General features: G+C 56.1%; 24 protein-coding genes. 13 read left to right on the top strand and 11 right to left on the bottom strand.

Features of this window, described 5'->3' with window-relative positions:
* Window positions 1-228: 228 nt before the first annotated feature.
* Complete coding sequence (locus QQJ86_RS16675; RefSeq protein ID WP_284322098.1) at window positions 229-1,347, bottom strand: hypothetical protein; 1,119 nt, start codon at window positions 1,345-1,347, stop codon at window positions 229-231.
* A gap of 113 nt (window positions 1,348-1,460) precedes the next feature.
* Window positions 1,461-2,486 carry a zinc-dependent alcohol dehydrogenase family protein gene (locus QQJ86_RS16670; RefSeq protein ID WP_284322097.1) on the bottom strand — a complete coding sequence of 342 codons (1,026 nt, stop codon included), beginning with the start codon at window positions 2,484-2,486 and terminating at the stop codon, window positions 1,461-1,463.
* Between the two features lie 398 nt (window positions 2,487-2,884).
* On the opposite strand from QQJ86_RS16670, the gene QQJ86_RS16665 reads away from it, so the two are divergent.
* Window positions 2,885-3,892, top strand: a complete 1,008-nt coding sequence (locus QQJ86_RS16665) for an FkbM family methyltransferase (protein ID WP_284322096.1) — start codon at window positions 2,885-2,887, stop codon at window positions 3,890-3,892.
* A 111-nt stretch (window positions 3,893-4,003) separates the two neighbouring features.
* Here the strand turns inward: QQJ86_RS16665 and QQJ86_RS16660 are convergent, their stop codons facing one another.
* Window positions 4,004-4,918 (bottom strand): LysR family transcriptional regulator, encoded by a 915-nt coding sequence (locus tag QQJ86_RS16660; protein ID WP_284322095.1) that lies wholly within the window; start codon window positions 4,916-4,918, stop codon window positions 4,004-4,006.
* A 303-nt stretch (window positions 4,919-5,221) separates the two neighbouring features.
* Here QQJ86_RS16660 and QQJ86_RS16655 point away from each other — a divergent pair, with 303 nt between their 5' ends.
* The 4 genes from QQJ86_RS16655 to QQJ86_RS16640 all read left to right on the top strand — a co-directional run bounded on the left by QQJ86_RS16655 (window position 5,222) and on the right by QQJ86_RS16640 (window position 8,037).
* Window positions 5,222-5,578 (top strand): hypothetical protein, encoded by a 357-nt coding sequence (locus tag QQJ86_RS16655; RefSeq protein ID WP_284322094.1) that lies wholly within the window; start codon window positions 5,222-5,224, stop codon window positions 5,576-5,578.
* A gap of 501 nt (window positions 5,579-6,079) precedes the next feature.
* On the top strand, window positions 6,080-6,838 hold the full coding sequence (locus QQJ86_RS16650; RefSeq protein ID WP_284322093.1) for an NAD(P)-binding domain-containing protein: 759 nt from the start codon (window positions 6,080-6,082) through the stop codon (window positions 6,836-6,838).
* 82 nt (window positions 6,839-6,920) lie between these two features.
* Window positions 6,921-7,301 (top strand): VOC family protein, encoded by a 381-nt coding sequence (locus QQJ86_RS16645; protein ID WP_284322092.1) that lies wholly within the window; start codon window positions 6,921-6,923, stop codon window positions 7,299-7,301.
* 1 nt (window position 7,302) lies between these two features.
* Window positions 7,303-8,037, top strand: coding sequence for a B3/B4 domain-containing protein (locus tag QQJ86_RS16640; RefSeq protein ID WP_284322091.1), 735 nt, complete (start codon window positions 7,303-7,305; stop codon window positions 8,035-8,037).
* Window positions 8,038-8,082: 45 nt separating this feature from the next.
* Here the strand turns inward: QQJ86_RS16640 and QQJ86_RS16635 are convergent, their stop codons facing one another.
* Window positions 8,083-9,054, bottom strand: a complete 972-nt coding sequence (locus QQJ86_RS16635) for a LysR family transcriptional regulator (RefSeq protein WP_284322090.1) — start codon at window positions 9,052-9,054, stop codon at window positions 8,083-8,085.
* Between the two features lie 132 nt (window positions 9,055-9,186).
* On the opposite strand from QQJ86_RS16635, the gene QQJ86_RS16630 reads away from it, so the two are divergent.
* The 4 genes from QQJ86_RS16630 (at window position 9,187) to QQJ86_RS16615 (ending at window position 11,594) form a co-directional block, all read left to right on the top strand.
* Complete coding sequence (locus tag QQJ86_RS16630) at window positions 9,187-10,020, top strand: class I SAM-dependent methyltransferase (protein ID WP_284322089.1); 834 nt, start codon at window positions 9,187-9,189, stop codon at window positions 10,018-10,020.
* Window positions 10,021-10,028: 8 nt separating this feature from the next.
* Window positions 10,029-10,556, top strand: a complete 528-nt coding sequence (locus QQJ86_RS16625; protein WP_284322088.1) for a hypothetical protein — start codon at window positions 10,029-10,031, stop codon at window positions 10,554-10,556.
* A 185-nt stretch (window positions 10,557-10,741) separates the two neighbouring features.
* On the top strand, window positions 10,742-11,086 hold the full coding sequence (locus tag QQJ86_RS16620; RefSeq protein ID WP_345782823.1) for an ArsR/SmtB family transcription factor: 345 nt from the start codon (window positions 10,742-10,744) through the stop codon (window positions 11,084-11,086).
* Window positions 11,076-11,594 carry an SRPBCC family protein gene (locus QQJ86_RS16615; RefSeq protein ID WP_284322087.1) on the top strand — a complete coding sequence of 173 codons (519 nt, stop codon included), beginning with the start codon at window positions 11,076-11,078 and terminating at the stop codon, window positions 11,592-11,594. Before QQJ86_RS16620 ends, QQJ86_RS16615 begins: the two co-directional genes overlap by 11 nt.
* Window positions 11,595-11,834: 240 nt before the next feature.
* Here the strand turns inward: QQJ86_RS16615 and QQJ86_RS16610 are convergent, their stop codons facing one another.
* The gene (locus QQJ86_RS16610; RefSeq protein WP_284322085.1) at window positions 11,835-12,587 is read right to left on the bottom strand and encodes an NIPSNAP family protein; all 753 of its coding nucleotides are present in this window, start codon (window positions 12,585-12,587) and stop codon (window positions 11,835-11,837) included.
* A gap of 102 nt (window positions 12,588-12,689) precedes the next feature.
* On the opposite strand from QQJ86_RS16610, the gene QQJ86_RS16605 reads away from it, so the two are divergent.
* On the top strand, window positions 12,690-13,661 hold the full coding sequence (locus tag QQJ86_RS16605; RefSeq protein ID WP_284322084.1) for a helix-turn-helix transcriptional regulator: 972 nt from the start codon (window positions 12,690-12,692) through the stop codon (window positions 13,659-13,661).
* Between the two features lie 310 nt (window positions 13,662-13,971).
* Here QQJ86_RS16605 and QQJ86_RS16600 read toward each other — a convergent pair whose 3' ends face one another.
* The 3 genes from QQJ86_RS16600 to QQJ86_RS16590 all read right to left on the bottom strand — a co-directional run bounded on the left by QQJ86_RS16600 (window position 13,972) and on the right by QQJ86_RS16590 (window position 16,637).
* Window positions 13,972-15,534: a DMT family transporter gene (locus QQJ86_RS16600; protein ID WP_284322083.1), complete on the bottom strand. Its 1,563-nt coding sequence runs from the start codon at window positions 15,532-15,534 to the stop codon at window positions 13,972-13,974.
* On the bottom strand, window positions 15,531-15,887 hold the full coding sequence (locus tag QQJ86_RS16595; RefSeq protein WP_284322082.1) for an EamA family transporter: 357 nt from the start codon (window positions 15,885-15,887) through the stop codon (window positions 15,531-15,533). The genes QQJ86_RS16600 and QQJ86_RS16595 overlap by 4 nt, the downstream gene beginning before the upstream one ends.
* Before the next feature lie 288 nt (window positions 15,888-16,175).
* The gene (locus tag QQJ86_RS16590; protein ID WP_284322081.1) at window positions 16,176-16,637 is read right to left on the bottom strand and encodes a hypothetical protein; all 462 of its coding nucleotides are present in this window, start codon (window positions 16,635-16,637) and stop codon (window positions 16,176-16,178) included.
* Window positions 16,638-16,909: 272 nt separating this feature from the next.
* On the opposite strand from QQJ86_RS16590, the gene QQJ86_RS16585 reads away from it, so the two are divergent.
* Window positions 16,910-17,815, top strand: coding sequence for a patatin-like phospholipase family protein (locus tag QQJ86_RS16585; RefSeq protein WP_284322080.1), 906 nt, complete (start codon window positions 16,910-16,912; stop codon window positions 17,813-17,815).
* A gap of 83 nt (window positions 17,816-17,898) precedes the next feature.
* On the opposite strand, the gene QQJ86_RS16580 is transcribed toward QQJ86_RS16585, so the two are convergent.
* Window positions 17,899-18,354 (bottom strand): nuclear transport factor 2 family protein, encoded by a 456-nt coding sequence (locus tag QQJ86_RS16580; protein WP_284322079.1) that lies wholly within the window; start codon window positions 18,352-18,354, stop codon window positions 17,899-17,901.
* Between the two features lie 121 nt (window positions 18,355-18,475).
* On the opposite strand from QQJ86_RS16580, the gene QQJ86_RS16575 reads away from it, so the two are divergent.
* Window positions 18,476-19,387, top strand: coding sequence for a LysR family transcriptional regulator (locus QQJ86_RS16575; protein WP_284322078.1), 912 nt, complete (start codon window positions 18,476-18,478; stop codon window positions 19,385-19,387).
* 67 nt (window positions 19,388-19,454) lie between these two features.
* On the opposite strand, the gene QQJ86_RS16570 is transcribed toward QQJ86_RS16575, so the two are convergent.
* The gene (locus QQJ86_RS16570; RefSeq protein WP_284322077.1) at window positions 19,455-20,981 is read right to left on the bottom strand and encodes a glycosyltransferase family 39 protein; all 1,527 of its coding nucleotides are present in this window, start codon (window positions 20,979-20,981) and stop codon (window positions 19,455-19,457) included.
* A gap of 325 nt (window positions 20,982-21,306) precedes the next feature.
* Between QQJ86_RS16570 and QQJ86_RS16565 the strand changes: the two genes are divergently transcribed.
* Window positions 21,307-21,675, top strand: a complete 369-nt coding sequence (locus tag QQJ86_RS16565; protein ID WP_284322076.1) for a VOC family protein — start codon at window positions 21,307-21,309, stop codon at window positions 21,673-21,675.
* Window positions 21,676-21,809: 134 nt separating this feature from the next.
* On the opposite strand, the gene QQJ86_RS16560 is transcribed toward QQJ86_RS16565, so the two are convergent.
* Entirely contained in the window at window positions 21,810-23,798 is a 1,989-nt protein-coding gene (locus QQJ86_RS16560) for an MGH1-like glycoside hydrolase domain-containing protein (protein ID WP_284322075.1), read from the bottom strand.
* Between the last annotated feature and the right edge of the window lie 101 nt (window positions 23,799-23,899).

Raw genomic sequence — 23,899 nt, 5'->3', positions numbered from 1 at the left:
ATCGCACTGAAATGATGTGCAATATGAGCTCCCTCCTTACGCGAGCGTTGCTCGCGCACCCCAGCCTCATCCACCCCTGCAAGCAGGGGAGGGAACTGCATCTCGCGTAACTGAATCTGTGCGCTATTACAGCGGCTCAGTGCGCAGTGCGTAGGTTGGGCTGCAAACCCCAACACCGCGATGCACGTGTGCATGGCAATGCTGGGGTTATCACCCCAGCCTACGTAGCTATGGCTTAGGGCAGGCGGACAATCGCGCCGCCAGGCTCGCTTCGGTAAAGAGCCCGTGCGCAATCAATGTTGCGCGTTCATCGGTCGAAAGCTGCCCGCAGGTGTACGCCGTAGCCAGCAGCAATTGTGTCTTGGGATGTGAAGGATCTTTCAGCAGCCCAAAATTGGACTCTGCCGCGTTCTTGCCAGGTTCGTCGTAGAGTTCGTAGAACTCGGCACCTTCGATGTTGGCTTCCTTCTGATTCAGAAGGTATTCCATGTGCGTTTTAAGGCTGGTGACCGCTTTGGCGTCGTCGTAGGGTTGGCCATGCAGTGGGGCATAAATCTCGGCGGCGTTGAGCTCGTTGACGATGACAGGTTTACCGATTTTCTTCATTTCGGCAAAAACGTCGATGGTTCCGCCGAGCACGCTGATGCGATAAGGACTGGTTTCGGCCTTGTAGTAGTAGTGATAGGCCACCTTGTCGATCTGCACGCCTTGCGCTTCCAGGAACGGTATCAGGCCGAAATCCGCAGAGGTCGTGTCGACCACTGCGCGCAACGGCTTGCCGGTTCGAGTGCGGACATCATGGATAGCGCGCGACATGCCGCGTAACACTGCAGCCCACTGATGTGCCTGCGGGGTTGCGTAATCGCCGGCCGAAAGGCCCGTTCCGCTCTTGAATCCTTTGCGGAGACTCAGTTCGTTCTGTAATTCCCAATCGCGGATGTCGTTGGCGAATTGCAACACGATGGGATAGGTATGGTCGTAGCCCTGGGCTTCGAGCCCGGCGTCCGTATTGGGATACCGGCCATGGTCCGTCGCATCGCCCCAGGTGAAGGGTGCGTACAAAATGGGATGCAGCGTAATGTGATGGGCGTGCGACAGCGCGACCAAGGTTTGAAGCCGTTGCGCGGCACTCGTGCCGTCCCCCGTAAGATAAATATCAAAACGGTAACTCTTAAGGCCGCGTTGATCCATGGTGGAGAAGTGAGTTGTGTAGTCGCTCCAAAGTGCGTTGCCCGGGTTCGGGTGCCCGCAGACGCCCCAGACAAAAGCAGGCGCAGCCGCAGCGCTGCCGGTTAGCAACGCAGCAGCGATCACACTGAGTGCATTACGGATCAAGCGTGTTTTCATCGACGATGGCTCTTCGGTTCTGGGGTGGGCGACTGCTTGTTTGCGATCTGAAGCCAGCATCTTATAGGTCCGGCCGCCCATCCGTTGACTACGATGATGGGCGGCTGTTCCTGTTAGCGGGACGCGTCGTCAGCGACGTTGATCACGACTTTGCCGAAGGGTCCGCGAGCCAGATGTTCGTAGGCTTGGATCGCTTCCTGGAAACCGTACACATGTTCGATGACAGGACGAATCTTGTGTTCGTTTAGAAAGGCGTTCATGCGCTCGAACGAGGTGCGATGGCCGACGGCGACGCCGCGGATCGTGGTCTGACGGAAGATCACCGGCATCAACTCCAGAGCGGTGGTCTGTCCCGCCAGGAAACCGATCTGGACGATGACGCCGCCTACTTTCGTCGCAAGGACAGACTGGTTGAGGCCATTACCCCCGGCAACGTCCAGAAGGATGTCGACGCCCTTGCCGCCTGTGAGTTCGAGAACCTTCTTCTCCCACTGTGGATGGGTGGTGTAGTTGATGCCTTCCGAGGCACCGAGTGCTTTGGCCTTGGCGAGGTTCTTCTCGTTGCTGGACGTCACGATCACGCGCGCGCCGGCAGCGCTTGCGATCTGGATGGCGAAAATGGATACGCCGCCGGTGCCCTGCACCAGAACGGTCTGGCCGGCCTTGAAGTGGCCCACGTCCATGAGCGAATACCATGCGGTCAATGCAGCAATCGGCAACGTTGATGCCTCCACGTCGGACAGGTTGCCTGGTGCACGCACCGCGCTCTCTTCGTGGATGATCATGTATTCGGCCAGGCCGCCAGGCAGCGGTGCGCCAAAGGAATAGGCCGACTCATTCGCGTCAGGCGCGCCGTCGATCCATCGTGAATAGAAATGCGCATTGACGCGATCACCGACCTTGAAGCGGGTGACGCCATCGCCTACGGCTATGACAACACCTGCCGCATCGCTGACCGGGATAACGGGTTTGGGAATCGTCTCGGGCGCGTAAATGCCATCCACGATAGCTTTGTCGCGGAAGTTGAGCGACACCGCACCCACTTTGATCAACAACTCGCCGGGCTTGGGCGTCGGTGTCGGTACCTCGCCAAATACGAGGTTGTGAAGGCCGAAATCTTTGAGTAGCCACGCTTTCATGTGTCGATTCCTGGGTGCTTGATGGCTCGCGGTGTTGCGAGTGACACCATTGTCTGGACCGGAAGCGTGTCGATAAATGTGCACAGGCGATCAGCACTGTTGCGTGCGCGGAAAACAATGGAAGGTGGTCATGTTCGTCGAACGCTACTTGGCGGATTGCGCGTAGATCAGCCGTTGCGCGTCTTAAGTTGCTGAACATTGGCTAGTTTTCTTTTTCTTCACTAACAAAAAATAGAATGTTGTTGGCTTGCTGGATGCTGCGCTTAGGTGGCGCCTCGAGGAACGTGAGGAATGTTTAAGAGGATGCGGCATCAGCCCCGAGTGGAGCTAAATGAGCCACCCAAGGGCTGCTCACTTTTCGATGGCAAACCGGGCTTGGTTTTCGGAGGGGGTCGATCATGATGCAGGCGAATACAACAGGTTTTGTGCTAACAAATAAAGAAGAGCTTATTTTCAGGAAAAAACACAGCCGACTTGCATTTTTAAGGGAGTGCTATCGTTGGCTTATGGTCCAACTGCTTCGAAAGCAGTCAGGTAAGCATATTGCCGATAATCGAAAGCAGCTTGTGGTTTTTTCTTTCGACTTTATTGCGCATAACATAAATCTAAATGGCGTGTATGAGAAGGATGACTTGGATACATTTTTCGAGTGGTCCGAGTCGTATGGCATAGACTTCAAAGAAGCTACGGTGCTTGATGTCGGGGCTAACATCGGAAACCACAGTCTTTATTTTTCAGATTATTTTAAGCGAGTTGTCAGCTTCGAGCCGCATCCGCGCATATTTAAAGTTCTGTCTTTGAACGCCGATCTGGTCACCAACATGTCTTGCCACAATGTTGGCTTGTCTGACCAGGATGGAAGCGCGATCTTGTCTGGTCCTGCTACAAATTTTGGTCGCTCGACCATAAGCGAGTCGAGAGATTCAAAGTCGGTAGATATAAAATTGGTGAAACTTGACGAATTTTGCGAATTCGAAAACATAAAATTGTTGAAAATAGATGTCGAAGGTCACGAGTACAAGGCGCTATTGGGCGCAAGGAAAATAATACAAGCCCACAAGCCCATCATTTTATTTGAGCAGCACATTGACGACTTCATTAATGGCGAATCGAAGGTTTTGTCGTTGTTGAAGGAGTTTGGTTACAAAAATTTTGCTACGGTTAGGAGATATCCTCTCCCGTTGCCATCGTTTCTCAAGTTCGTACTCACCCCCTTGCTCCGCATAGTGTTGGGCGAACAAACAAAGATCGTCTTAACGAGCACCGTCAAGCCAGATTTTTACAGCTTCATCATCGCGCTTCCCGGCTGGGTTCTAAAGGTTTCTGATTATGAGGAAGAAGCCGGCAGCGCGAATGCGAAGGCTGAATCTGTCAAAGATAAAGAGGCCGAGCTCGAACTTCGATGATGGCCCGATAAGATCCTGCTCGACGGCGACGGTACGGAGCAATTCGCTTTTGCGCGGAGCGAGTATTCGAGGCGTGATGGCCTATTCAACTTGCCGCCGATACACGCATAGCTAGCTTTCCAACCACTTGCCATGCAGCTTCGGAAGCACCTCGGCGATCCAATCCGCAAAGACGCGCACCTGCTGCGCCAGATGGATACGGCTCGGATAAAGCACCGAAATCGGGCGGGCGCTTGGGCGGTACTGGGCTAGCACTTCGACCAGATCGCCGCTGGCCAGATGCTGCTCGACGCTTGCACCCGGTGCCTGGATGATGCCGAAACCCGCCAAGCCTGCTTCAATGAACGCATTGGATTCGTTGACGAGAATGCCCGAATTCACATTGCATACGGTGTCCTTGCCATTCACCTTAAATCGCCAATCCAGGGCTTTTCGCGAGCTCTCCGAGAAATAGTTGACGGCACGATGCTGGGTAAGGTCTTCCAGGCTTTGGGGTGTGCCGCATTCGCTTAGATAGCGTGGCGATGCGCAGGTGACCATGACAACAGACCCGATGCGTCGGCCGACCATGCTGGAGCTGGGAAGCTCGCCGATCCTCACCGCACAGTCGACACCTTCGGCAATAAGATCAAGCCGGCGGTCCGTCACGCCAAGAATCAGGCTTATTCCGGGAAAAGTCCGTTGAAAATCATGCAGGCTGGCCATGAATGACGGCTGGACCAGCGCGACAGGAATGTCGATACGAAGACGCCCGCGGACATTTTCCCGATTGGTCGAAAAGAGTGACGTAGCTTCGGACACGCTGTTGAGGATGTCGCAGACGCGTTGGTAGAAAGCCTCGCCCTCGGCCGTCAGGCTGACCCTGCGCGTTGTTCTGTGGAACAGGCGGACACCCAGCGAGGCTTCAAGCTCCTGAATCACATGAGTCACCTGGGGCCGCCCCATATGCATGATGTCGGCCGTCTTGGTGAAACTTCCAAGCTCGGCGAGCTTGGCGAACACCTGCATTGTTTGAAAGAGTTCCATGCGAATTCCGGGAGCTACTTCGGCGGAGGCAGCTTACTGCGGGGACGAGATGCGTAGGGCCGTTTCCATGCTAGACATCTTAGAATGCTGATGTCGTTCTCCATGGCGATGGTATTGGCGCGGAGCGACGCGGAGGTCCCGCGAACGCGACGGTCGCTGGCTCGGCTACCGAGGGGCAATCGGGATCTTCAGGATCACCTCACCGTCATCCCAGCTTTCGCCGCTGGGATGACGAGCAAGGGTTTAGGCCTCGTCACGTTTTCAACGTCGATTCACCGTTCTTTTCACAAGAAGTGTTTGCCGATGACAAAGCTAAAAATTCCCGTGGCATTGGTTTTCCTTCTTATCGCGTGCCCTGCCATGGCGACGGACTGCCCGGCGCTGGACAAGAAAGGAAACGACGAGGGCATTCGCATCCCGGGAAGCAATGCCGTCATGGTGACAATCGGAACGGGCCGCGTGCAGTTCTACAGCGCGCCAAGCGATCGTTGCGAGATGAAAGGTATTTTCGTCCTTCCCCGCGAACAGTTGACTGGTTATGGTACGTATGGAGATTTCACCTCCGTCATGTACATGAATCCAAAAAGCGGAGTAGACGTGGAGGGATGGGTGAAGAGTTCGCGCGTGAAGTACACAGGGTACGGGATAGGGCCGAACTAAGATGGAGTTCCGGGCTTAAGTGAGCGAAAACTTTCCTGGATCGAAAGTGTAAAAGTGCTTGAGCTTGACCCGAACACATTGCAGTGAGCTGCATGATGGAATTATTCAAGAAGGAGGGGTTGTGCGATTACTGATAGCGTTTGGATCGTCATTCCTGAGCGCACTGGCAGGGTGTCTTTCGATCATGTTGGTGTTTGGTCTCTTTGAGTCGCACTCTGTCAAGCCCTGGGTGGCAGTCGGCATAGCCGCCGGCGCAGCGATCGCTAATGCGATTCGAGCCTGGCGGAAAGTTTCCCCCAACGCGTTTTCGTGGCTGATTGTCGGTCTTGTAAGTGCCGGCTCGATAATCGGGACATGGTTTTCAGGGGGCGGCTAGATCTTGGTCTTATTGGAGCCAAGGAACTAACGTTGGCGTCGAAGCTGCTTTCTATAGGTGAAAGTCATGCATGACGACACAGGCAGAAATCGAGCAACCAACTAGTCTCACGAGGAATCAACGCGATGCTTGGTGTCATTGGGGTAGGTGCGATCGGTGCCGCTATCGTTTCCGGTTTGAGTGAAAGTGACGAGCCCCCGGAAATTCTGCTTTCGCCTCGTAACGCAGCGGTGGCGGCTAAGCTTGCTGCCTCCTATCCGAACGTTCGCGTGGCGGATAGCAATCAGGCCGTAGTCGAACAATCTATCGTCGTGCTTCTGTGCGTGCGGCCATCCGATGCACAACAGGTCATGTCGGAGCTCACATTTCAAGATCAGAGCCTGATAAGCGTGATGGCAGGCGTTCCCCTCAAGGTGCTTCGTGAACTCGCTGCACCGGCCAGGAATATCGTGCGTGCCATTCCGTTGCCGTCCGTTGCAGTTCGGCGTGGGATCACTCCTTTGTATCCCGCGACTGAGCCTGCACGCAGCCTATTTGATCGTCTGGGCCATGTTATCGAGGTGGACGACGAGACAGCTTTCGATCTCTTCTCAGCATCGACCGCGACGATTGCCGCGCATTTTGCCTATCTGAATCGGATAAGTGGCTGGCTTACTGCTCACGGAATCCCGCAATCGTCGGCTCAACACTATGTTGCGGCGATGTTTGGCGAGCTCGCTGGATCTCTGCAGGCAAGTGATCCTGATTTCAAAGAAATGATGCGCGAACATGCCACGCCGGGTGGGATCAACGAGCTTTTCTGCCAAGTCATTGGCGATGAGGGCGTTTGGAAAGCCGTGGATGCCGGCCTCGATCGCGTCCGGCAAAGGCTTGTGGATCGGTAAGGTTGTTTGTAATAAATGGGGAGGACGCGCAAGAATGTTTCCAATCCCTTATCTCACATAACCCAGTTCGGATGAGGACGTTATGCATTATTCCCGTCTTTGTGCATTGCTCATCGATTGCAACACATCTGATATCGATAAGGCCGCCAGCTTTTGGGCTGAGGCATTAGGGAGGCCGGTAGATGCTGATCATCCAGGCACGCGCGGCAACTACCGCATGCTTGAAACGCCGGAAGACGAACCAATCGTTGAAATTCAGCGCGTCGCGCATGAGAGTCGCGTGCATATAGACATAGAGACCGACAATATTCCCGCCGAAGTGGCTCGCTTGGAGGCGTTGGGGGCTCACGTGGTGGATCGCCTTGAGCGCTGGGTGGTGATGCAAGCGCCCACAGGGCAGCGATTCTGTGTGGTCCGGATACAGCGCCCTGGATTTCCTAAGAACGCCAATCGCTGGGAATAATATGTCTTTCGAACCCTTGATCGCACCCGAAATCTTCACGTTGCGCCCTGATTTCGCGGTGCTGAGCATCTACGCCGAACATGCGCGGAACAGTCCCTGCGACGAGCACAGTAGCGAGCTGCTGCGCAGCGCCTGTCATGAGTTGGATTCGGCGCCGTGGGCGGAGGCTCATCTCACTTCATGGCGTGATGCCTATCGCGCTTTCGGTGCCAAACCGCAGCGCACGCCGTGTTCGGTCGAGGCGCTGCGCAAGCGGGCGCAGCGCGACCAGATGCTGCCAGCGGTCAATGCCGTCGTCGATCTCTACAACGCGCTCAGCGTCCGCTACGCGTTGCCGATTGGTGGTGAGGATGCGGCGCAGTACGAGGGTTCCCCACACCTGGTGCAGGCATCGGGTGGTGAGCCATTCGAGACTGTCTCTGAGGGTGTACCAAAGATCGACGCCGCAGAACCGGGCGAGGTGGTGTGGCGCGATGCGCGCGGCGTCACGTGTCGACGCTGGAATTGGCGCCAAGGAATCCGGACACGCATCACCGAACACAGCACGGAGATGTGGTTTGTGCTGGAGCGTCTGGATCCCATGCCAACCGAAGCGCTTCTGGAAGCAGGGGCGCAACTGATCGAAGGGCTGCGTCGACTGAGCCCAGGCATTCGCACGAGTCAGATGTATCTCGATGCGTCGACAAGTGCAGCCAATCGTACCCAACGCGTATCGCCGCTAACACCTATATCGTGACACGGGCTAAATCGCTCCATTTTGCCAACGCATTACGCTGAAACGTCAGCTCCTTTTGCGCGGCTTACTACGCTTGGCAGTTGTTCGAACTTGAGCCTTGTTGTTCGCATTCGAACGGGCCTTTACATGATCGATGAACGCGCGAAGTTTCGGCATGATGTTTCTGCGGCTGGGGTAGTACAGAAACATACCCGGCGCCATCGGTGCGAAGGATTCCAGCACCTGTATCAACTTGCCGGCTTTCATCGGCGCAGCGGCGATCGGCTCCGGCACTTGGGCAAGGCCCATGCCTTCGATGGCTGCACCGAGCATGCTGGGAAAATCATTGGCGATCAGTGGGCCGGAGACAGCAACTTCGATGGCGCGGTCATTGTCGTTGAACGACCATAGCGCGAGCGCGCCGTTGGATCGGCGCATTCTCAAGCACGCGTGCTGGCCTAAATCTTCCGGACGCTTGGGTCGACCTCGACGTGCGAGATAATCAGGGCTGCCGACGGTGACGAAACGAAACGGCGGCGTCAGTCTCACGGCGACCATGTCTGGTGCAATGAACTGACCCATCCGGATACCAGCATCGAATCCTTCCGCCGCAAGATCAATCAGCTTCTCGTTTGCGGCAATCTCCACCTCCACCTCTGGATAGGCCTGGCAAAAAGACGCGATCAACGAATCCAGCAGGATCGGCACCACGGAGCGCGGAACCGATAGGCGCAGTAGTCCGGCGGGCCGCTGGCCAAGGCCGCGCGCGACTTCGCTGGCTGCGACAAGCTCCTCGAAGGCAGGTTTTGCGCGCGAGAAAAATCGCTCACCGGCTTCGGTCAGGCCGACGCTACGCGTCGTGCGCATGAACAGCGCTGCGCCAATGCGCGTTTCAAGTACGCGAATGGCTTGGCTGATGGCCGACGGGCTCACGCCGAGTTCCACCGCTGCCCTGCGAAAGCTGCGGTGATGGGCAACACTCAGGAACACCTCGACGCCGTCGAGCGCGCCTTGCCGGACTGTGAAGTTCTGCTTCATACCCCGTCAACATTGTTGCGAATAGTCATACGCACGAAGCGATGTTACATCTGATTCGCCCCGATGAAGCCATACCCATATCGATGCCCCGGGGGTCGCGACAACCAAAGCAAACCTGAGAGGAATCCTGCGATGACCGATGTACTTGAGGGCGTGCGCACCCACTATCGCGCGATTGGCCTGACCGAGCGGCTGAAGACAGTGCTCGCAGTCTTTGGGCCTGAGGGTCAGCGACTCACGTCCCAGCAGCTGAGCGCACTGGATCAGTTTCATACACGCGGACTTGCCGCGACCGCCGAGCTCGCCAAGTTGGCGGGCATCACGGCCGATACGTCCGTTTTGGATGTCGGTTCGGGTATTGGTGGCCCGGCACGCTATCTGGCTGAGACCTTTGGCTGCCGGGTTGCTGGCATCGATTTGAGTGAGCCGTTCGTGGATGCCGCACGTTATTTGACGGAGCGAACAGGGCAGGCCGGGCAGGTGTCGTTTCAGACCGCCAGTGCGTTGGCGCTTCCTTTTGACGATGCCCGTTTCGATGTCGTACTGCTGCAGCACGTGGCCATGAACATCGCCGACCGGGCGCAGCTGTATCGAGAAATTCGGCGTGTGCTGAAATCGGGCGGCAAGCTTGCGACGTTCGACGTCGTGTTGAACGGCGGTGATCCGCACTATCCCGTTCCTTGGGCGCGTACGCCGGAAACGAGTTTTCTCCTGACCGCTGACGCTACGTGTGAGGCGATCGAGCAGGCCGGCTTCCACACATTGACGGCGCACGACGATACGGAGGCCGCCAAGAATTGGGCTGCTCAACTGCGCGCATCAGGTCCGCCGCCCTCGCCAAATCTGGGCGTGGTCATGGGGCCGGACTTTGCACAGTTGGCCGCAAACCTGGGGCGCAATCTCATGGAAGGTCGTCTCGGCATCCTGATGGCGGTGTTCGAAGCCGTGTCGAAAAGCGCTCGATAGGAGGCAATATGTCAACGCAGTTAATCTTTCAGTCGCATCTCATTTTGGGTTACGTCGCGTGGCTGCTCTGCTTTAGCGTGTACGTTTGGCCAAGGCTCAAATCGATGGACCGGTTCGAAGCGCAACGTGTCATCGCCACGGTGCACAGCTTCCGCTTCTTCGGGCTCGCGTTTATCTTGCCGGGTGTTGTGGGTTCCAATCTGCCAGCCAGCTTCGCTACGTTTGCCGCGTATGGCGACTTTGCGACAGGCGTGCTAGCGCTCCTGGCATTACTCGCGGTGAGGATACGTCCGCTCTTTTGGCTGTTTGTCGTCGCCTTCAATGTCGTAGGTATAGCCGATCTCCTCATCGACTATTACCACGCCGTGCGTGTGGACCTTCCTGCGCATGCGGAGGAGTTGGGCGCTCTATACGCGATCCCGATCATCTACGTGCCGGTGCTTATGATCACGCACTGCGTCGCCTTCTATTTGCTGGTGCGTCCTCAGCTAAAGGCGACTCGCTCCTTACAAAAACCTGAAATGTCAGCGGGCTAACAGGCGCGTCAAAGCGATTGGGATCTGATTCGCGACTAACCCATCACGGCTAAGGCATCTAGTAAATCGTTTGGGTGAGCACCCACTTGCTTGGTCTTCTTTCTGTAATTGCGCGTACAGGGGAACGATAGCAAATCAAGGATAGTCCCTTGCGGGCATAGACTGCCGAATATATAGTTAGCCGTATGGCTAACAATGCAATGGCGTTGGACTCGATCTTTCACGCGCTCGCCGACCCAACGCGTAGGGCCGTTATTCAACGGCTCAGCAGAGGGCCGGCAACAGTGGGTGAACTGGCAGAGCCGTTCAATATGGCGCTTCCGTCCTTCATGAAACACGTGGGGGTACTGGAGAGCACCGGGCTGATTCGATCCAGAAAGCGTGGCCGTATCCGGACATGCACGCTCGAACGAAAGAAGTTGGCAGCCGCCGAGCGCTGGTTCGCAGACCAGCGCGCGATCTGGGCAAGTAGATACCAGAATCTAGATAGTCTTTTAGAAACACTGACTGGAGAAGACCGTGAAAGCTGAACTTCAATTCGATTTCCTCGTTGATAAAGAAAAGAACAGCATCACCGTGAAAAGGGAATTCGCTGCGGAGCGCCAACTTGTATGGGATTGCCATACGAAGCGCGAATTGCTCGATCGATGGTTCGCGCCGAAGCCCCTCACTACCAAGACAAAGCACATGGAGTTCAAAGAAGGAGGTTATTGGCACTACGCCATGATCACACCCGACGGGCAAGCTTTTTGGAATCGTCTGGACTATCAGTCGATAAGCCCGATCGATGGCTACGTGGCCCTAGATGGCTTTTGCGATGAAACCGGAGTTGTGAATCCCGATATGCCTAGGGCACGTTGGGACGTTGCCTTCACCGATGCGAAGGCGCGGACACTCGTGACGACTGTTGTGCTGTATAGCTCGGCTGATGATGTGCAAAAGGCCATCGACATGGGATTGAAGGACGGCCTGGCCTCCACCCTCGAACGACTCGATGAGCTGTTGCATACCATGGGCGCAACCGCAGAGCAGGTCTAAGAGACAAGCTAAAAAGGGCTGCTCTTCACGTCTGAAGTTGTTTCAACAGGCGAAAGAGCAGCCGAGTTTCGAGAACGCATCATGAATTTGCGCGCGATCCGTGGAGAACACCAGTTGCTCGCCCACCCCAGCGGTTCGCACTGCTGATGAATCGATCGCAGCATGCGAGAGGCCGAGCCGGTCACCATCGTGATCGTTATTGAGCTGCTCAAGCGGTGTTGGCGAAAGCAGCAAAGGTCATCAGGCGTGTAGGGCTGACCGCTCCGTAGGCTGAAGCTTCAGCAACTGTGACGGTTGGGCCAACCAGTGCGCGAGAGTCGTCGCCATCGACTTCTGCCGGACACCTGAAGCTAAAAAGTTCGCCAACGGATCCTTGTGATCGAATACCACCACACCCACCAAGACGTGCTCGCCTTCGCGAACGGGAAGCCGAGGGAAGGTGTTTTCGCTGGTGTCCGTGACGTACCACGCAACCTCCCGGGCTCCGGCTTCGTAAAGAGACTGCGTCATCGAGTTCCTGACGAACGCCAACAGATCCATGTCAGCGGGCTCTTTCAGGTTGAACACCGCGATGTCGACAAGGCCCATGGCCGGTGTACTCGTCCCGACGGGCGGCCGGGAGTTGGGCGTCGACTTCAGGGTGGAGCCGCTCCATGCCGGCTTGAGCAAAAGCACATTATCGGAATCGACCATCGTCGCGTTTGCTATGTCCCGATGCTTCCCCCAGACCGGTCCGAAATAGAAGGCCTCGAGTCCTTTTCGCCTGCTCTCCATGTCGGCAAAGCCGCGTAGCCACACGAAGCGATTGGGATCGTCGAGATCCCGGAACTGGCCGATAACACACATGCCGACGGCCTCCTGGGATTCCAGGAATTCCCGGTCAAAGAGCTCGATAAGAACCTCGCGCTGATCGGGATGCAGCGTGTACTGCCGGAGTTCGACGATCTCGCAGTCTTCGGTAGCGGGCGCGGATTCGAGAGAGGCTTGATTCATAGGGGACGTAAAGCAGCTTGAGGCAACGTGTGCGGAAGTCGGAAGCATGCGCCAGAATATGTGTCATCTAATGTCATATATATCGTCCTCACACGGTGTGTCATGCGAGCGAGCCGCCTTCTCTCTATTCAAATGCTGCTGGAAACCCAGGGGCATATGAGTGGCCGTGAGCTGGCCGATGCCGTCGGCGTGTCACTGCGCACCTTGCATCGCGACGTGGATCAGTTGACGGCCGCCGGCGTGCCCATCTATGCAGAACGCGGTCGAACGGGTGGATTCAAGCTGCTGCCGGGGTGGAAGACGCGTTTGACTGGGCTCACATCGTCGGAGGCGCAGGCGGTTTTCCTAAGTGGCGCCGTAGGACCTGCCCATGCGCTCGGCATGGGCGAATCTGTGCAGAGTGCACAGCTGAAGCTGCTTTCAGCCATGCCAGAAACCTGGCGTAGCGAGGCGCGTAAAGTGCAAGGCAGGTTTCATCTCGATCCCGTCGAATGGTACCGGGAAAGCGAGCCGGTACCGTTTCTGTTGACGGTTGCAGAAGCCGCGTGGGGCGAGCACAAACTGAGCATTCGCTACGAAAGCTGGCAGCGCCAAGTAGAAAGGGTCGTCAGCCCCCTGGGTCTCGTTCTCAAGGCCGGAGCGTGGTACCTCGTGGCTGCGACCAAAGGTGAGCCAAGGACGTATCGCGTATCCAATATCCTGATGGCGCAGCCATTGGAGGAAGCCTGCGAGCGGCCGAAGGCCTTCGATCTCGCCAGTTACTGGCAAGAGGCCGTTCGCCGTTTCGAGCGAGAGCTCTACGTCGGTGAAGCCGAAGTTCTCGCAACCGACATCGGCTTAAATAGACTCAAACACCAGAACGCTGCCGTGGCGCAGGCTATACATCGACGCAAACCATCCACGGCAAGTGATGGCCGTCATCTGCTACGCATCCCGGTCGAATCTATTGAGCAGGCGGCAGGCCATCTGCTGCGCCTGTCCCCGGAAGTCGAAGTTGTGGGGCCAAAGGCCTTGCGCAGGGCTATTGTGGCTCAGCTTGAACGGGCGAGCAGTCAGTATCGGGTACTAGGTTAAGTAACAGTAGTGGTGGATAGCTACTGTCTGTTTTCGACCCGTAGCGTGCCTTGGAGACCCTAGTTTTACAGGCTTTTCAAGTCTCCCTCTCAACTGGGCCAAAGGAGGTAGTGATGCCTCAAACCTTTGGCGCTTTTTCATCGAACACCTCCGTGCGAGGACTGTCCTTGCCTTTAGGCGTCCGTTAAATCAAGGGTGGCTCACTCTGACGCTCTTTTCTTCACCTTCATCGCTTCTCCGTTGACCCTTCCGAGACCGGCGAAGCGACCTTATCTCCATTCTTAACTTGCGTCGAAAAACCGTACCAACGTCAGGCGCTGCAACTAACCTTTTCATCTGGATGTGCCTGAAGATAAAGCGCCAAGTCTTCATTCAGAGTATCCCAGCTGATATTTCTCGCCACTATGGAATAGATCCAATGAACGATGGGATTCTTATGCGAGACATAGTTGTATAGGGGGACCAGTTTGTGCCCGAGCTTAAGCTTGGCCGTATATCCAGTTTGTCCGCTTTGAATGCTCTCTCCCCCAAGCGAAGCGACAAATTGGACAGCGGCGTCCCACAGTCGGTAGTACAGGAACCATTCCTTTGGTTGCGAATAGTCAATTCCGATAAATTTGTTGATGGCATGTTTTCCCATGTGAAAACACAGCATGAAAGCGACGATCTTGTTGGTGTTGCGATCTCTCAGGACAACAAAATAGGATTGATGATGACTTGCCATCAGATCGAAAAATCTGCGATTGAGCTTCTCGAATTTTGTCTTCCCCTTTTCATAAGTCTTCCAAAATAATTCGAAAATCTCATCCATGATCGGCCCGTTAGGGCGTTGAAGAATATCGGCTTCGAGGCAGATGGCCGTAGAGTTTTTCAATTTTTTCTTAAGGCCATGGCGATATCTGCTTTTTAGCGAAGTCAGATAAGCTTCTCGGTTAGCATTTGGGAGTGAAACCAAGGTGCCCGGATAGCTGATCATTGGAAACATGTTTCCCGGTACGCTGCTCAGCTCTGTGGCATAGCTCTGTGGAAAGTCTTTCCATACCCGCATGGGTACCTTAAGCAGGTCGGCCTTATGTTGAACGGCTGAATTCACGTAATTAAGCACTTCTTGTCGGTTCGCGTGCTCAACCACTCCAACGCGACCCTCATCACTACATGGCGATCCTACGAAAAACGTGCGCTGGTAAAGGACAGACGGAACAATGCGTCCAATCAAGTTGACAATTGGGATCAGGAAAGGTGGAAGTACTAGCCGTATCGGCACATCCATCAAGAAAGCGGGCATGAGTGCCACTGGTCCAGAAGGATCGCTTATCAAAGCATAGAAGAAGGTAAATTGATCGCTGATGCCGCATTGCTCAAGTGCTTGATACCACCAGCGCCCTTCAAAGGGTTCGGGGAAAAGTCGATCCCACAACTCGGGTGGAATATCCGCTTCGGAATTAACCCACGTTATTTGAAAGCTTCGCGCATTAGCCGATATGGCGTTTGCCGTCGATGACGCGGATTCTCCTAGACTCAGGAACACGATTCCTAGCACTATACAGATTGATCCTGATATCTGTGCACCTGTCAAATGCTCCCCAAAAATCATGGCGGACACAATAAGAATGGGCACGATCGCGAAATGAGATGCTGCAAATGCCGCACCAACAGGCGCATGTTTCAGCAGTGTCATCCAGATCACAAACGACCCTAGATAGCCGGCGAGCGCAGCGTAGAACCATGGTGTATGGAACGCAGCCATCAGCCATGCCGAATGGGTAGAAAATTCACCCATGGCGTTTGACGTAAGCTTTATGGAAATGAGCGTCAACGTATCAAATAGAACAAGCAGGCCAAAACCCACCGCGTAAAAGCTTCTTCTCTTCATAGACCGGTACTCCCCAAAGCCACGCCTATCACAATGCAAACGATGCCAGCCAACCGTATTGGACTGATGGTTTCTCGATAAACCCACTTGGCTGCGAGCACTACTGACGCGATATTGAAAGCGGCAAGTAGGGCTGCCAGAGACAGTGGTACGAGTGATACCAGTGCCAGCCACAGGAAAAGCTCCAAAACGAAGCAGAAGATGCCGATCCAGATGGGCGGAGACGAGAGCATGGCCTTCCAGCGATGCCACTCGTCATCGGATTCGATTGTTGCAGCACGCTTAAATGCGATATGCCCACTGGTATCGGCCAAAACATTCGACAACCAAATGAAAACGGCGGTCTTCGACAAGATTCTGCTTCCTCTGGCTATGGGAGCTCGGATATTCGCTGCGTATCAGCGTCGTCCATGCGATGCTTAGTTCAAACGCTGGTATATCGGACTCGATGCAGCGTGATTCAGTGATCTCCCCTTCTTTAGCGCTCACAAAAAGAGAGCAACCTGGACTTCTCCCAGAGCAGCAGGGATTGTTAGCCGATAGTGGTTGCAGTTGATATCGAGCACACCAGGAAACACTCCAAACCACCGGTGACCACGGTGCTGCCGGCAGTCAGATGATGCGAGGCCCAGGCGATCCGCTCAGCTTTTCTGAAGCCCTTCACGACGTCCATGCGTATCATTATCGGATGGCCTAGCGGCGAGCACTGTACTGTCACCGCTAACGGAGTTTTGCCTAGCATCACGGCCTGCATTTGCTTTTGCTTGAGCAACCAGACTGTGTTGTAAGACACCCTCCGTTGGCGATGCACAGCCATCGCCAAAATGCTGTTCTTGTGCGGCGTCAACAAGTAGATGGCCAAGAACCAAGTACATGGCGACAGTTTGCTCAGCAGTAGCTGTGATTTGGTAAAACCCGATCACAAGAAAGGGATACGTGTTTTCTGTCAGCATCGCGCAAGCTTGTGCACTACAGCGAAAGCTTGATGCTTCGCTGCTCCGTGTCGGAAGTTCATGAATCTGATCCCGAGACTCGACTGGATTAGACCAGCCGCACACCGCCACCCAAAGAGCGGTCGCCGCCATCCACGGACGAACCTGCATCCAGTGCTCCTGTCCCTTTGCAAGCTTTAAAGCGTAACTTGTTGCCGTGTGTATTTTATGTGAATGCACTTCCGATACTGCCCAATAGCATCGAAACATTTGCGTCACTCAACGAGTTGCACCGATCGACTAATCGCGTTCTAAAGTTTTGTAGAGTTTTTGCTGTCTTCCTTTACAGCGATCCTGCTCTGTAGGAACGTCTAAGGATCCTGTCCGCTTTCGACTGCGGAAGCGGACCTTTTTGAAACTGCAAATAGGATTAGAGAGGGGTAATGGATAGAACGTTTGGCCGTGATCGAGCTTTGGTCCTCCATGGTGGTGGATCGGCCGGCAATGCGTGGGAGATCGGCGTTGTCGCCGGTCTGTTCGATGTCGGGTTGGATGTGACCGAGGCCGATCTGATCATCGGGACGTCGGCGGGATCGACGGCCGCGGCGCAGATCACCAGCGCGACACCGACTGAACTGCTTGCCGCCATCCTTTCCACTGCATCCCCGCAACGGAGTGGCTTGAGCGGACCTGAGGGTGGACGCGTTCCCATTGGGCCGGTGGCGAACCATATGGAGATAACGAGCCGAATCATCGCCGCCGCGGAGGATGCGGCTGACATGCGTCGCAGAATGGGGGCGGCGGCGCTCGAGATGGACGCGGCGTCGGATGGCTCCGGGCAAACGCGGTGGCGCGCTGTCGTCGCTGCTCGGCTGCCCAGTCAGCGCTGGCCAGAACGAGCGTTGCTGATCACGGCGGTCGATGCCCATACCGGTGAACCGGTTGTGTTCGACCGCCACAGCGGAGTCGACCTCGTGGACGCCGTCGCAGCCAGCACATCCAACGGCTTTGGTGTCCCTCCCTACAGCATCGGCGACAACCGGTACATCAACGGCGGCTACCGACGCAACGAGAATGCCGATCTGGCAGCCGGATACGCACGGGTGCTGGTGCTGTCGCCCTTTGGTGGCAGATCACGACATCCGCTGGAGTGGGGCATGCACCTTGCAGCGCAGGTCGACGAACTCCGCGCGGGCGGCAGCAGAGTCGAGACGATCTTCCCGGATGGTGACTCGCTCAACGCGTTCGGTGTCGACGTGATGGACCTGTCGACGCGTCGGCCCGCTGCTCAAGCCGGTTACAACCAAGGCAGAGCCCTTGCCGAGCAGCTCACCGAATTCTGGCGCTGACATCTACGAAACCAGTCGATTCGGTAGGCGTGACGAGACCTGCTCATGCCTCGGATGAGTGCTTTGCAATGTTGTTCGTTCTTCTATTCCGGATTCTTGCCCCAAACGACGCTCATGATTACCCAGCGTCCGTTCCACCGCACCAACTGAAGATAATCAACACCGTACCAGGCAATGATCTTTGCCGTGGCGGCGTTATTGAATACGTCGAGCACGGTGACATCGTGACGTTGCCGTTCGGCAGGCACTTTTCCTTTGCCGCTCCTTGTTAGTTCAATCAGCTCCGAGGCATTGATGTTCTGCGTTAGCACACTTGCGTGAGTGCGCTCGTCAACGCCAACGTGGCGCATGAGGAATTGAGGGTGCAGGGCGAGCGCCATGCGATCGGCATCAGCCGTATACCAACCCTCTTCGAAATTCAGCGCAGTTTGGGTGATGGCTTCGCGATCTGCTGCCGATGGCTCCTCCTCTCCGTTCGCGGTCGCTGTGACTCCTGACGTGAGCATCAATGTAGCGGCCAAAAAAGCACTGCGTATCATCAATGTCTCCTACGGACGAGGCGGGGCGTGCTTTTAAGCTAGTTTTCGACCATTCATTTGTCCAATCGAATATTTTTCATAAAATGATTCGGTTCTCTTATGGTTCGTGGGTAGAAGCGGTATGGATCTTAAGCATCTGCGTCTGATTCGAGCTGTGGCGGAACGCGGCGGGCTCACTGCGGCGGGAAGAGAGCTCTATCTCTCTCAGCCAGCGCTTAGTCAGCAACTGGCGAACATCGAGGCCGATCTGGGTGTTCAGCTGTTTCACCGCATCGGTAAGCGAATGGTTCCAACGGCAGCTGGCAAATTGGCAGTCGAGATGGGGGAAGGGTTGTTGGCCGGGATGCAGCACCTGGAGGAACGCCTTCGACAGAATGCGCGTGGCGTGTCCTGCGAGTTGCGCCTCGGTATCCAGTGCTATACGGCGTTGCACTGGTTACCGAGCGTGATGGCGGGGTTTCATCGCGCTCACCGTCATGTGGAGCTAAAGATCATCAGCGATGCAACGCACGAGCCAGAGCGTGCGTTACTGGAAGGGAGAATCGACGTCGGTGTACTAAATGGACAGGTGCGCGATCCGAGGCTGGTGATCAAAAAACTCTTTGACGACGAATTGGTGGTTATCTGTGCTGCGTCGCACCGATTCGCCAAAAGGCAATGCGTGACGCCCGAAGATCTCATCGGCGAGCAAGTGTTTGTCTACAGCACTCCGCGAGATCACGCAGGAAGCCTGGATTCGCTGTTATCGCCGGTGCGCGGACGGCTCGGCCGATTGACTGAAATTCAATGGACGGATCCCATCATTGCCTTTGCTTCAGAAGGGATGGGTGTAGGCATTGTGCCCAACTGGGTAGTCAGCACGACGGCTTTGCGCAAGAAGATCAGATACACGCGATTTATGCCCGAAGGGTTACGGAGAACCTGGAGCGCGGCTACGCTGGCAACCGCTTCTGTACCCGAGCCTGCTGCGCACTTCGTGCAAGCGTTGGTCAACGCGACGCAGCGAATGCACAAGTCTTCACGTCGTCGATGATGACTAAAGCCGTCACCATAGCCGGTCAACGCAATCAGCTCGCATCCTTTCAGGCGCCTGCGGCAACTTATCCAAAGTCTGGCCCGTGCTTCCAAAGCTCACTGGGTGGCTTACGCGTGGGGCCGCACACAAAGATATCGGGGTGATCCCGGCTTTCCTCATTGACTACGCCCAAAGCGTTGGTTGAATGACCAGCGAGGCGGCAATCGATGAAGAGCTTGTCGACGCGCTCCTGCGAATTTCCCAGCACGATAAATGTGGTGAGTGGCGTCTGCGGGTAGCCGCGTAGCCATCCGGAGTTGACGGTGGTGATCGGCATGGGCAAGTGATACTGCGGGCCGAGCAGGGCGATAGCGCCATACTCGCCATAGTTCCCCACGGCAATGCCCAGGCTGGCTTGCTGTTCGGCAGGCAGGGCATCACGAATGGCAACCACGTGCGTGACGAGTTCGTTCCAGCCGATTTCTTCGCGGAGGTCACCATTGTTCCGTAGCGCAAAGTCTCGCAGCGGACCGCTTGATGCGATGGGTACGATGTTAAGCGCCGCATAGATGCCTGTGGCGAAGACACCCATAAACATCAGTGTGATAATCCCAGCACGCCATGCGGGGCGCATGGTGCTTAACCATCGCTCTCCCATGACGGCCCCCATGGCCAGAAGCATCGGGTAGGTACCACAGATGTAATAGAAGCGTCCCTGCGCAAACAGGAACAGCAGCAGCGGTACCCCATACATCCAGGCAAGCATGCGATAGCGGCGGTCCTTGCAGTAGGCGAACAAACCTGCCAGCCATACTGGCGCGGCGAACAGGTTTGCATTCAACAGGAACTGATCGCGCAGAAAGCCATCCGCACGTCCCTGATGTACATCGCGTGCGTGGATCGCTTGCAGAAAGTGGTAGGAAACGAAGTCGTGCCTGACGAGCCAAACGAGGTTGGGGGCAAACAGGAGTAGCGCGATGGCGCCGCCAGCCCAGAACCAGCCAGTCGTGACATATCGCCGTGCGTCGGTGAGCAGCACCCCCACCAGTACGCCAGCGAGTTCGAATGCCATCGAATACTTGGTTTGCAGGCCAAGGCCGGCGAGTAAGCCAATCGCCACCCACCAGCGTGGCTCATCGTCACGCATCAAACGAATCACACACCAGGCGATCAGCACCCACCACAGCAGATCAAATGAGGAGTACTGGAATTCCGTCGCCTCGAACATCGGCAATGGCGACAGCGCGACCGCGATGGCCGTAAAGGTCTGCGCCAGTCGACCGCCCCCCAGATCGCGTGCCATAAGGCCGCTCGCGAAAATCACCAGAACTTGCGCGAGCACCGAAAACAGTCGCAATCCCACGAGCGACAGACCAAACATCTTGAGGCCCAGATGTTCCAGTGCAGCGGTCAGCGGTGGGTAAGGCACAAAGCCCCAATCCAGATGCTGCGCATCGCTTAGGAACTGCCATTCGTCCCGATGAAACCCGTACTGCCCGTTGGTCAACATGTGGACTGCACCGAAGAGCAGGGCAATGACGAGCACTGGCATGGTGCTCAGTTGCGAGCGAGAAGCGGCCATTGGAGTCTTGAGCAGATCGCGGCTATGCACGATGAAGTTCCCCAGGATTGTTGAACCAAAATAGTCCCTTATCAGGGGGTACTGAGCTAGGTGAATTGGGATGGATTGACATGGCTCAGGGACGAATGGGGGCTGATAGGGACTGGCGGTGGCTTATCCAAAGTTATCTCGGACGGTATGTCAGATTCGTCGAAGAACATGCATAGCCCCTGGTATGTCCATTTTTGAGGGAAGCAGACGTCGTTGTAACGATTCTGGGTCGTAGCTACCCTCACATAGAAAGAGCTCGTTGGCGCCCCGGCGACGAAAGGAGCGCGTCCGTCGATGCGTAGCCACCACACTTTCAGGAGGCCTCATGTTTGACCACGTCGTATTCGGAGTTAGCGATTATGCAGCGAGCAAAGCGTTCTTCCTCAAGGCACTGGAACCGCTCGGTATAGCGGTCGTCCAAGAGGGGCGGCACGGTATCGAGCTTAGCTCAGACGGTAAGGTTTCATTGTGCATGTTCCAAACCGACGAGAAACCGGCCCATCTTCACTTGGCGTTCGTGGCCAAGAATCGCCAGCAAGTCGAAGCTTTCTATAACGCGGCGCTGGATGCGGGTGGCGACGACAATGGTGCGCCTGGTCTGCGCCCGAACTATAGCGGGAAATACTACGCAGCTTTCGTCATTGGTCCGGACGGGCACAACATCGAAGTGGTTTGCCACGAATCCGAGGCCTAACCCTTCCATCAACGCGATGTTCACAAGCGGGCTTCGCCCGCTTTCGACTGCGACTTCAACTGCTCAACGCAAAACATTGGTGAAATCGTTCGGCATTAACAAGCCGAGTGACAAGAGCGAACGCAAACGTTGGTTCACTCTCGATGTTGGAGTAGCAACACGTAACTGGCTGCGGCCCAGCTGAAGTTGGCTGACTGGTAGCCCTGGCCGGTCAACGGGTCATAGTTTTCATACATTGGCGCTTGCCCAGTCAGGCCTTTAGCGTTCAACACCAGGCGGCGCGCCATGGCGTTGGCCTGCGTGGCATAACCGTAGTGGCGAAGTGCTTCCACACCAAAATAAGCCTGATCCAGCCACACAGGCCCACGCCAGTATCCCGTAACAGGCGAGAAGTGCGGATCGTCCTTTGCCAACGTTGGAAAAGGCATGTAGGTCGCAAACTTGTGTGGATCGAGCATGATCCCGACCACGCGTGCGGCCTGTTCCGGATTGGCGATGTTTGCCCATAGCGGTGCCCAGCCTTCCGAGCCATAGACGGTTACACGATCGTCGCTACCCAATCTGACATCGAAAAAGTAGCCATGTTGACGGTCATACATCCGCGCCTGGATGGCCTCGTGCATCGACGCGGCTTCTTTCAGCCACTGACGAGCATCGGCGCTCTTGCCGAGTACCTTGGCGATCGTCGCGAGATCGATCTTTTCCTTGTAAAGATAAGCGTTGAGATCGACCGACTCCTGACCCATCGACCATGCACCCTCGCCATTCTTGAGCATGGTCACCGTGTCAAAGCGGACCGCATTGTCCATGCCGCTTTCCCACTTGGCTGCAATAGCAGTGCCATCCGTGGATCCATACTCGGCCAGTCCGTTATGGTCGTGGTCGCGTGCACCGAACCACCAGCGGTGATAGCGCACCAGCTTGTCGTACATCTCAGTGAGAAACGCTTTGTCGCCCGTGGCACGATAGATGGCCAACGTGGCCCAGGTCGCCAAAGGCGGTTTGGTGTCGCGCCAATTGTTGTTCGCCTTGTCCAAGTAGACACAGTCAGGGACCATGCCATCGGCAGCCTGATAGTCGAACATTGCACGCATCTGATCGCGCGCCAAGTCAGGCGCGAATAACGCCAGCGCAACCGCATGCTTCCACGAATCCCAAGCCCAGAAGCCGTTGAAGTCGGGATTGGAGTAGGACGGGATGACCCCGTCGTGATGCAAATCACCACGCGCGGCGCGCCAATTGCCGAGTAACGTGACGATCGCCTTGGCCGCCACGCGCTGCGCCACCTCATCAGGCAATCCAGCCAGATGGCTCCGTGCGATCGATGCGAGGTAACCAGCCCAGCGTTGGCGATTGCGCATCCAAGCCGCCTCATCACCCATCGCCTGTGGCGTATCGGTTTGCGGATCGTATGTGAGCACCTGGTCGACGTAGAGCACGGTCGTTTGATGAGGCGCCAGATGCAATGGCTGGTTCACGCCAATCCAGTATGCCGCCCCAGTCACTGTACTGTGCTGGGCAAGAACGCCGTCTCCCTGCAAGGTCGTAGTCAGAATCGACGGCGAATGCTCGAACGTCTGCACCACGGCGCCGCCACGAATGGCAAGGCCGTGCGCCTCATTGGGCATGACCTGGCCGGCCAAGGTCACGTTGACGTCCAGTGCTCGCGTCGCCCTGAGCTCGATGCGCGCCACGGCATGCGATGAATTGGCGAAGAAAAGAGTCTGGTCTACGCTGACAAGAGGGGACGAAAAGCGGCGAACCAGATAACCCGGACCGGCGTGGCTTTCAGTCGGCACAACCATGATGTTTTGATGATTTCCCGCCTCCTGCAGTACCACGCGTGCGAATCGCTGCCCTACCCACCGACCATCGCCGAGGCTATGCACGAAGGGCCCGACAAAACCCGTGTCGTCGTCGCCCATAGGAGGCAGGCTGTAGCCATGCCATGCGCCAGCGTCGAAAAAAATATTGAAGCTTCGATCCGTTGGCGAGGCGGGCATCCCATGCATGTCGAGCACGTCGAGGAAACGCGCATCCGGCACGCCGGCACGCGCTAACGAGCTCGTCCCGAAGGCCAGGAGTCCTACCACAAGGATCAGATGTTTGAGGCTTGAGCGCATGCCGTTATGGTCGGCGATGTCTATGCATGTTGCTAGCGCGACGATCGGCATATCTAGGCAGTCGGCACAGTGAGCGCGGTCAACATCGGCTCGATGTTCCG

The sequence above is a fragment of the Dyella acidisoli genome (assembly GCF_030160295.1).
GTDB lineage: Bacteria > Pseudomonadota > Gammaproteobacteria > Xanthomonadales > Rhodanobacteraceae > Dyella_B > Dyella_B acidisoli.
This window is presented reverse-complemented; position numbering and strand designations above follow the sequence as displayed.

Coding starts and splice junctions, on each gene's coding strand:
- QQJ86_RS16600 (WP_284322083.1), bottom strand. CDS start 15,534: ATGAAGAGAAGAAGCTTTTACGCGGTGGGTTTTGGCCTGCTTGTTCTA.
- QQJ86_RS16565 (WP_284322076.1), top strand. CDS start 21,307: ATGTTTGACCACGTCGTATTCGGAGTTAGCGATTATGCAGCGAGCAAA.
- QQJ86_RS16665 (WP_284322096.1), top strand. CDS start 2,885: ATGATGCAGGCGAATACAACAGGTTTTGTGCTAACAAATAAAGAAGAG.
- QQJ86_RS16620 (WP_345782823.1), top strand. CDS start 10,742: ATGGCTAACAATGCAATGGCGTTGGACTCGATCTTTCACGCGCTCGCC.
- QQJ86_RS16645 (WP_284322092.1), top strand. CDS start 6,921: ATGCATTATTCCCGTCTTTGTGCATTGCTCATCGATTGCAACACATCT.
- QQJ86_RS16675 (WP_284322098.1), bottom strand. CDS start 1,347: ATGAAAACACGCTTGATCCGTAATGCACTCAGTGTGATCGCTGCTGCG.
- QQJ86_RS16560 (WP_284322075.1), bottom strand. CDS start 23,798: ATGCGCTCAAGCCTCAAACATCTGATCCTTGTGGTAGGACTCCTGGCC.
- QQJ86_RS16590 (WP_284322081.1), bottom strand. CDS start 16,637: ATGCAGGTTCGTCCGTGGATGGCGGCGACCGCTCTTTGGGTGGCGGTG.
- QQJ86_RS16660 (WP_284322095.1), bottom strand. CDS start 4,918: ATGGAACTCTTTCAAACAATGCAGGTGTTCGCCAAGCTCGCCGAGCTT.
- QQJ86_RS16580 (WP_284322079.1), bottom strand. CDS start 18,354: ATGATACGCAGTGCTTTTTTGGCCGCTACATTGATGCTCACGTCAGGA.
- QQJ86_RS16650 (WP_284322093.1), top strand. CDS start 6,080: ATGCTTGGTGTCATTGGGGTAGGTGCGATCGGTGCCGCTATCGTTTCC.
- QQJ86_RS16575 (WP_284322078.1), top strand. CDS start 18,476: ATGGATCTTAAGCATCTGCGTCTGATTCGAGCTGTGGCGGAACGCGGC.
- QQJ86_RS16640 (WP_284322091.1), top strand. CDS start 7,303: ATGTCTTTCGAACCCTTGATCGCACCCGAAATCTTCACGTTGCGCCCT.
- QQJ86_RS16655 (WP_284322094.1), top strand. CDS start 5,222: ATGACAAAGCTAAAAATTCCCGTGGCATTGGTTTTCCTTCTTATCGCG.
- QQJ86_RS16585 (WP_284322080.1), top strand. CDS start 16,910: ATGGATAGAACGTTTGGCCGTGATCGAGCTTTGGTCCTCCATGGTGGT.
- QQJ86_RS16635 (WP_284322090.1), bottom strand. CDS start 9,054: ATGAAGCAGAACTTCACAGTCCGGCAAGGCGCGCTCGACGGCGTCGAG.
- QQJ86_RS16625 (WP_284322088.1), top strand. CDS start 10,029: ATGTCAACGCAGTTAATCTTTCAGTCGCATCTCATTTTGGGTTACGTC.
- QQJ86_RS16630 (WP_284322089.1), top strand. CDS start 9,187: ATGACCGATGTACTTGAGGGCGTGCGCACCCACTATCGCGCGATTGGC.
- QQJ86_RS16670 (WP_284322097.1), bottom strand. CDS start 2,486: ATGAAAGCGTGGCTACTCAAAGATTTCGGCCTTCACAACCTCGTATTT.
- QQJ86_RS16610 (WP_284322085.1), bottom strand. CDS start 12,587: ATGAATCAAGCCTCTCTCGAATCCGCGCCCGCTACCGAAGACTGCGAG.
- QQJ86_RS16605 (WP_284322084.1), top strand. CDS start 12,690: ATGCGAGCGAGCCGCCTTCTCTCTATTCAAATGCTGCTGGAAACCCAG.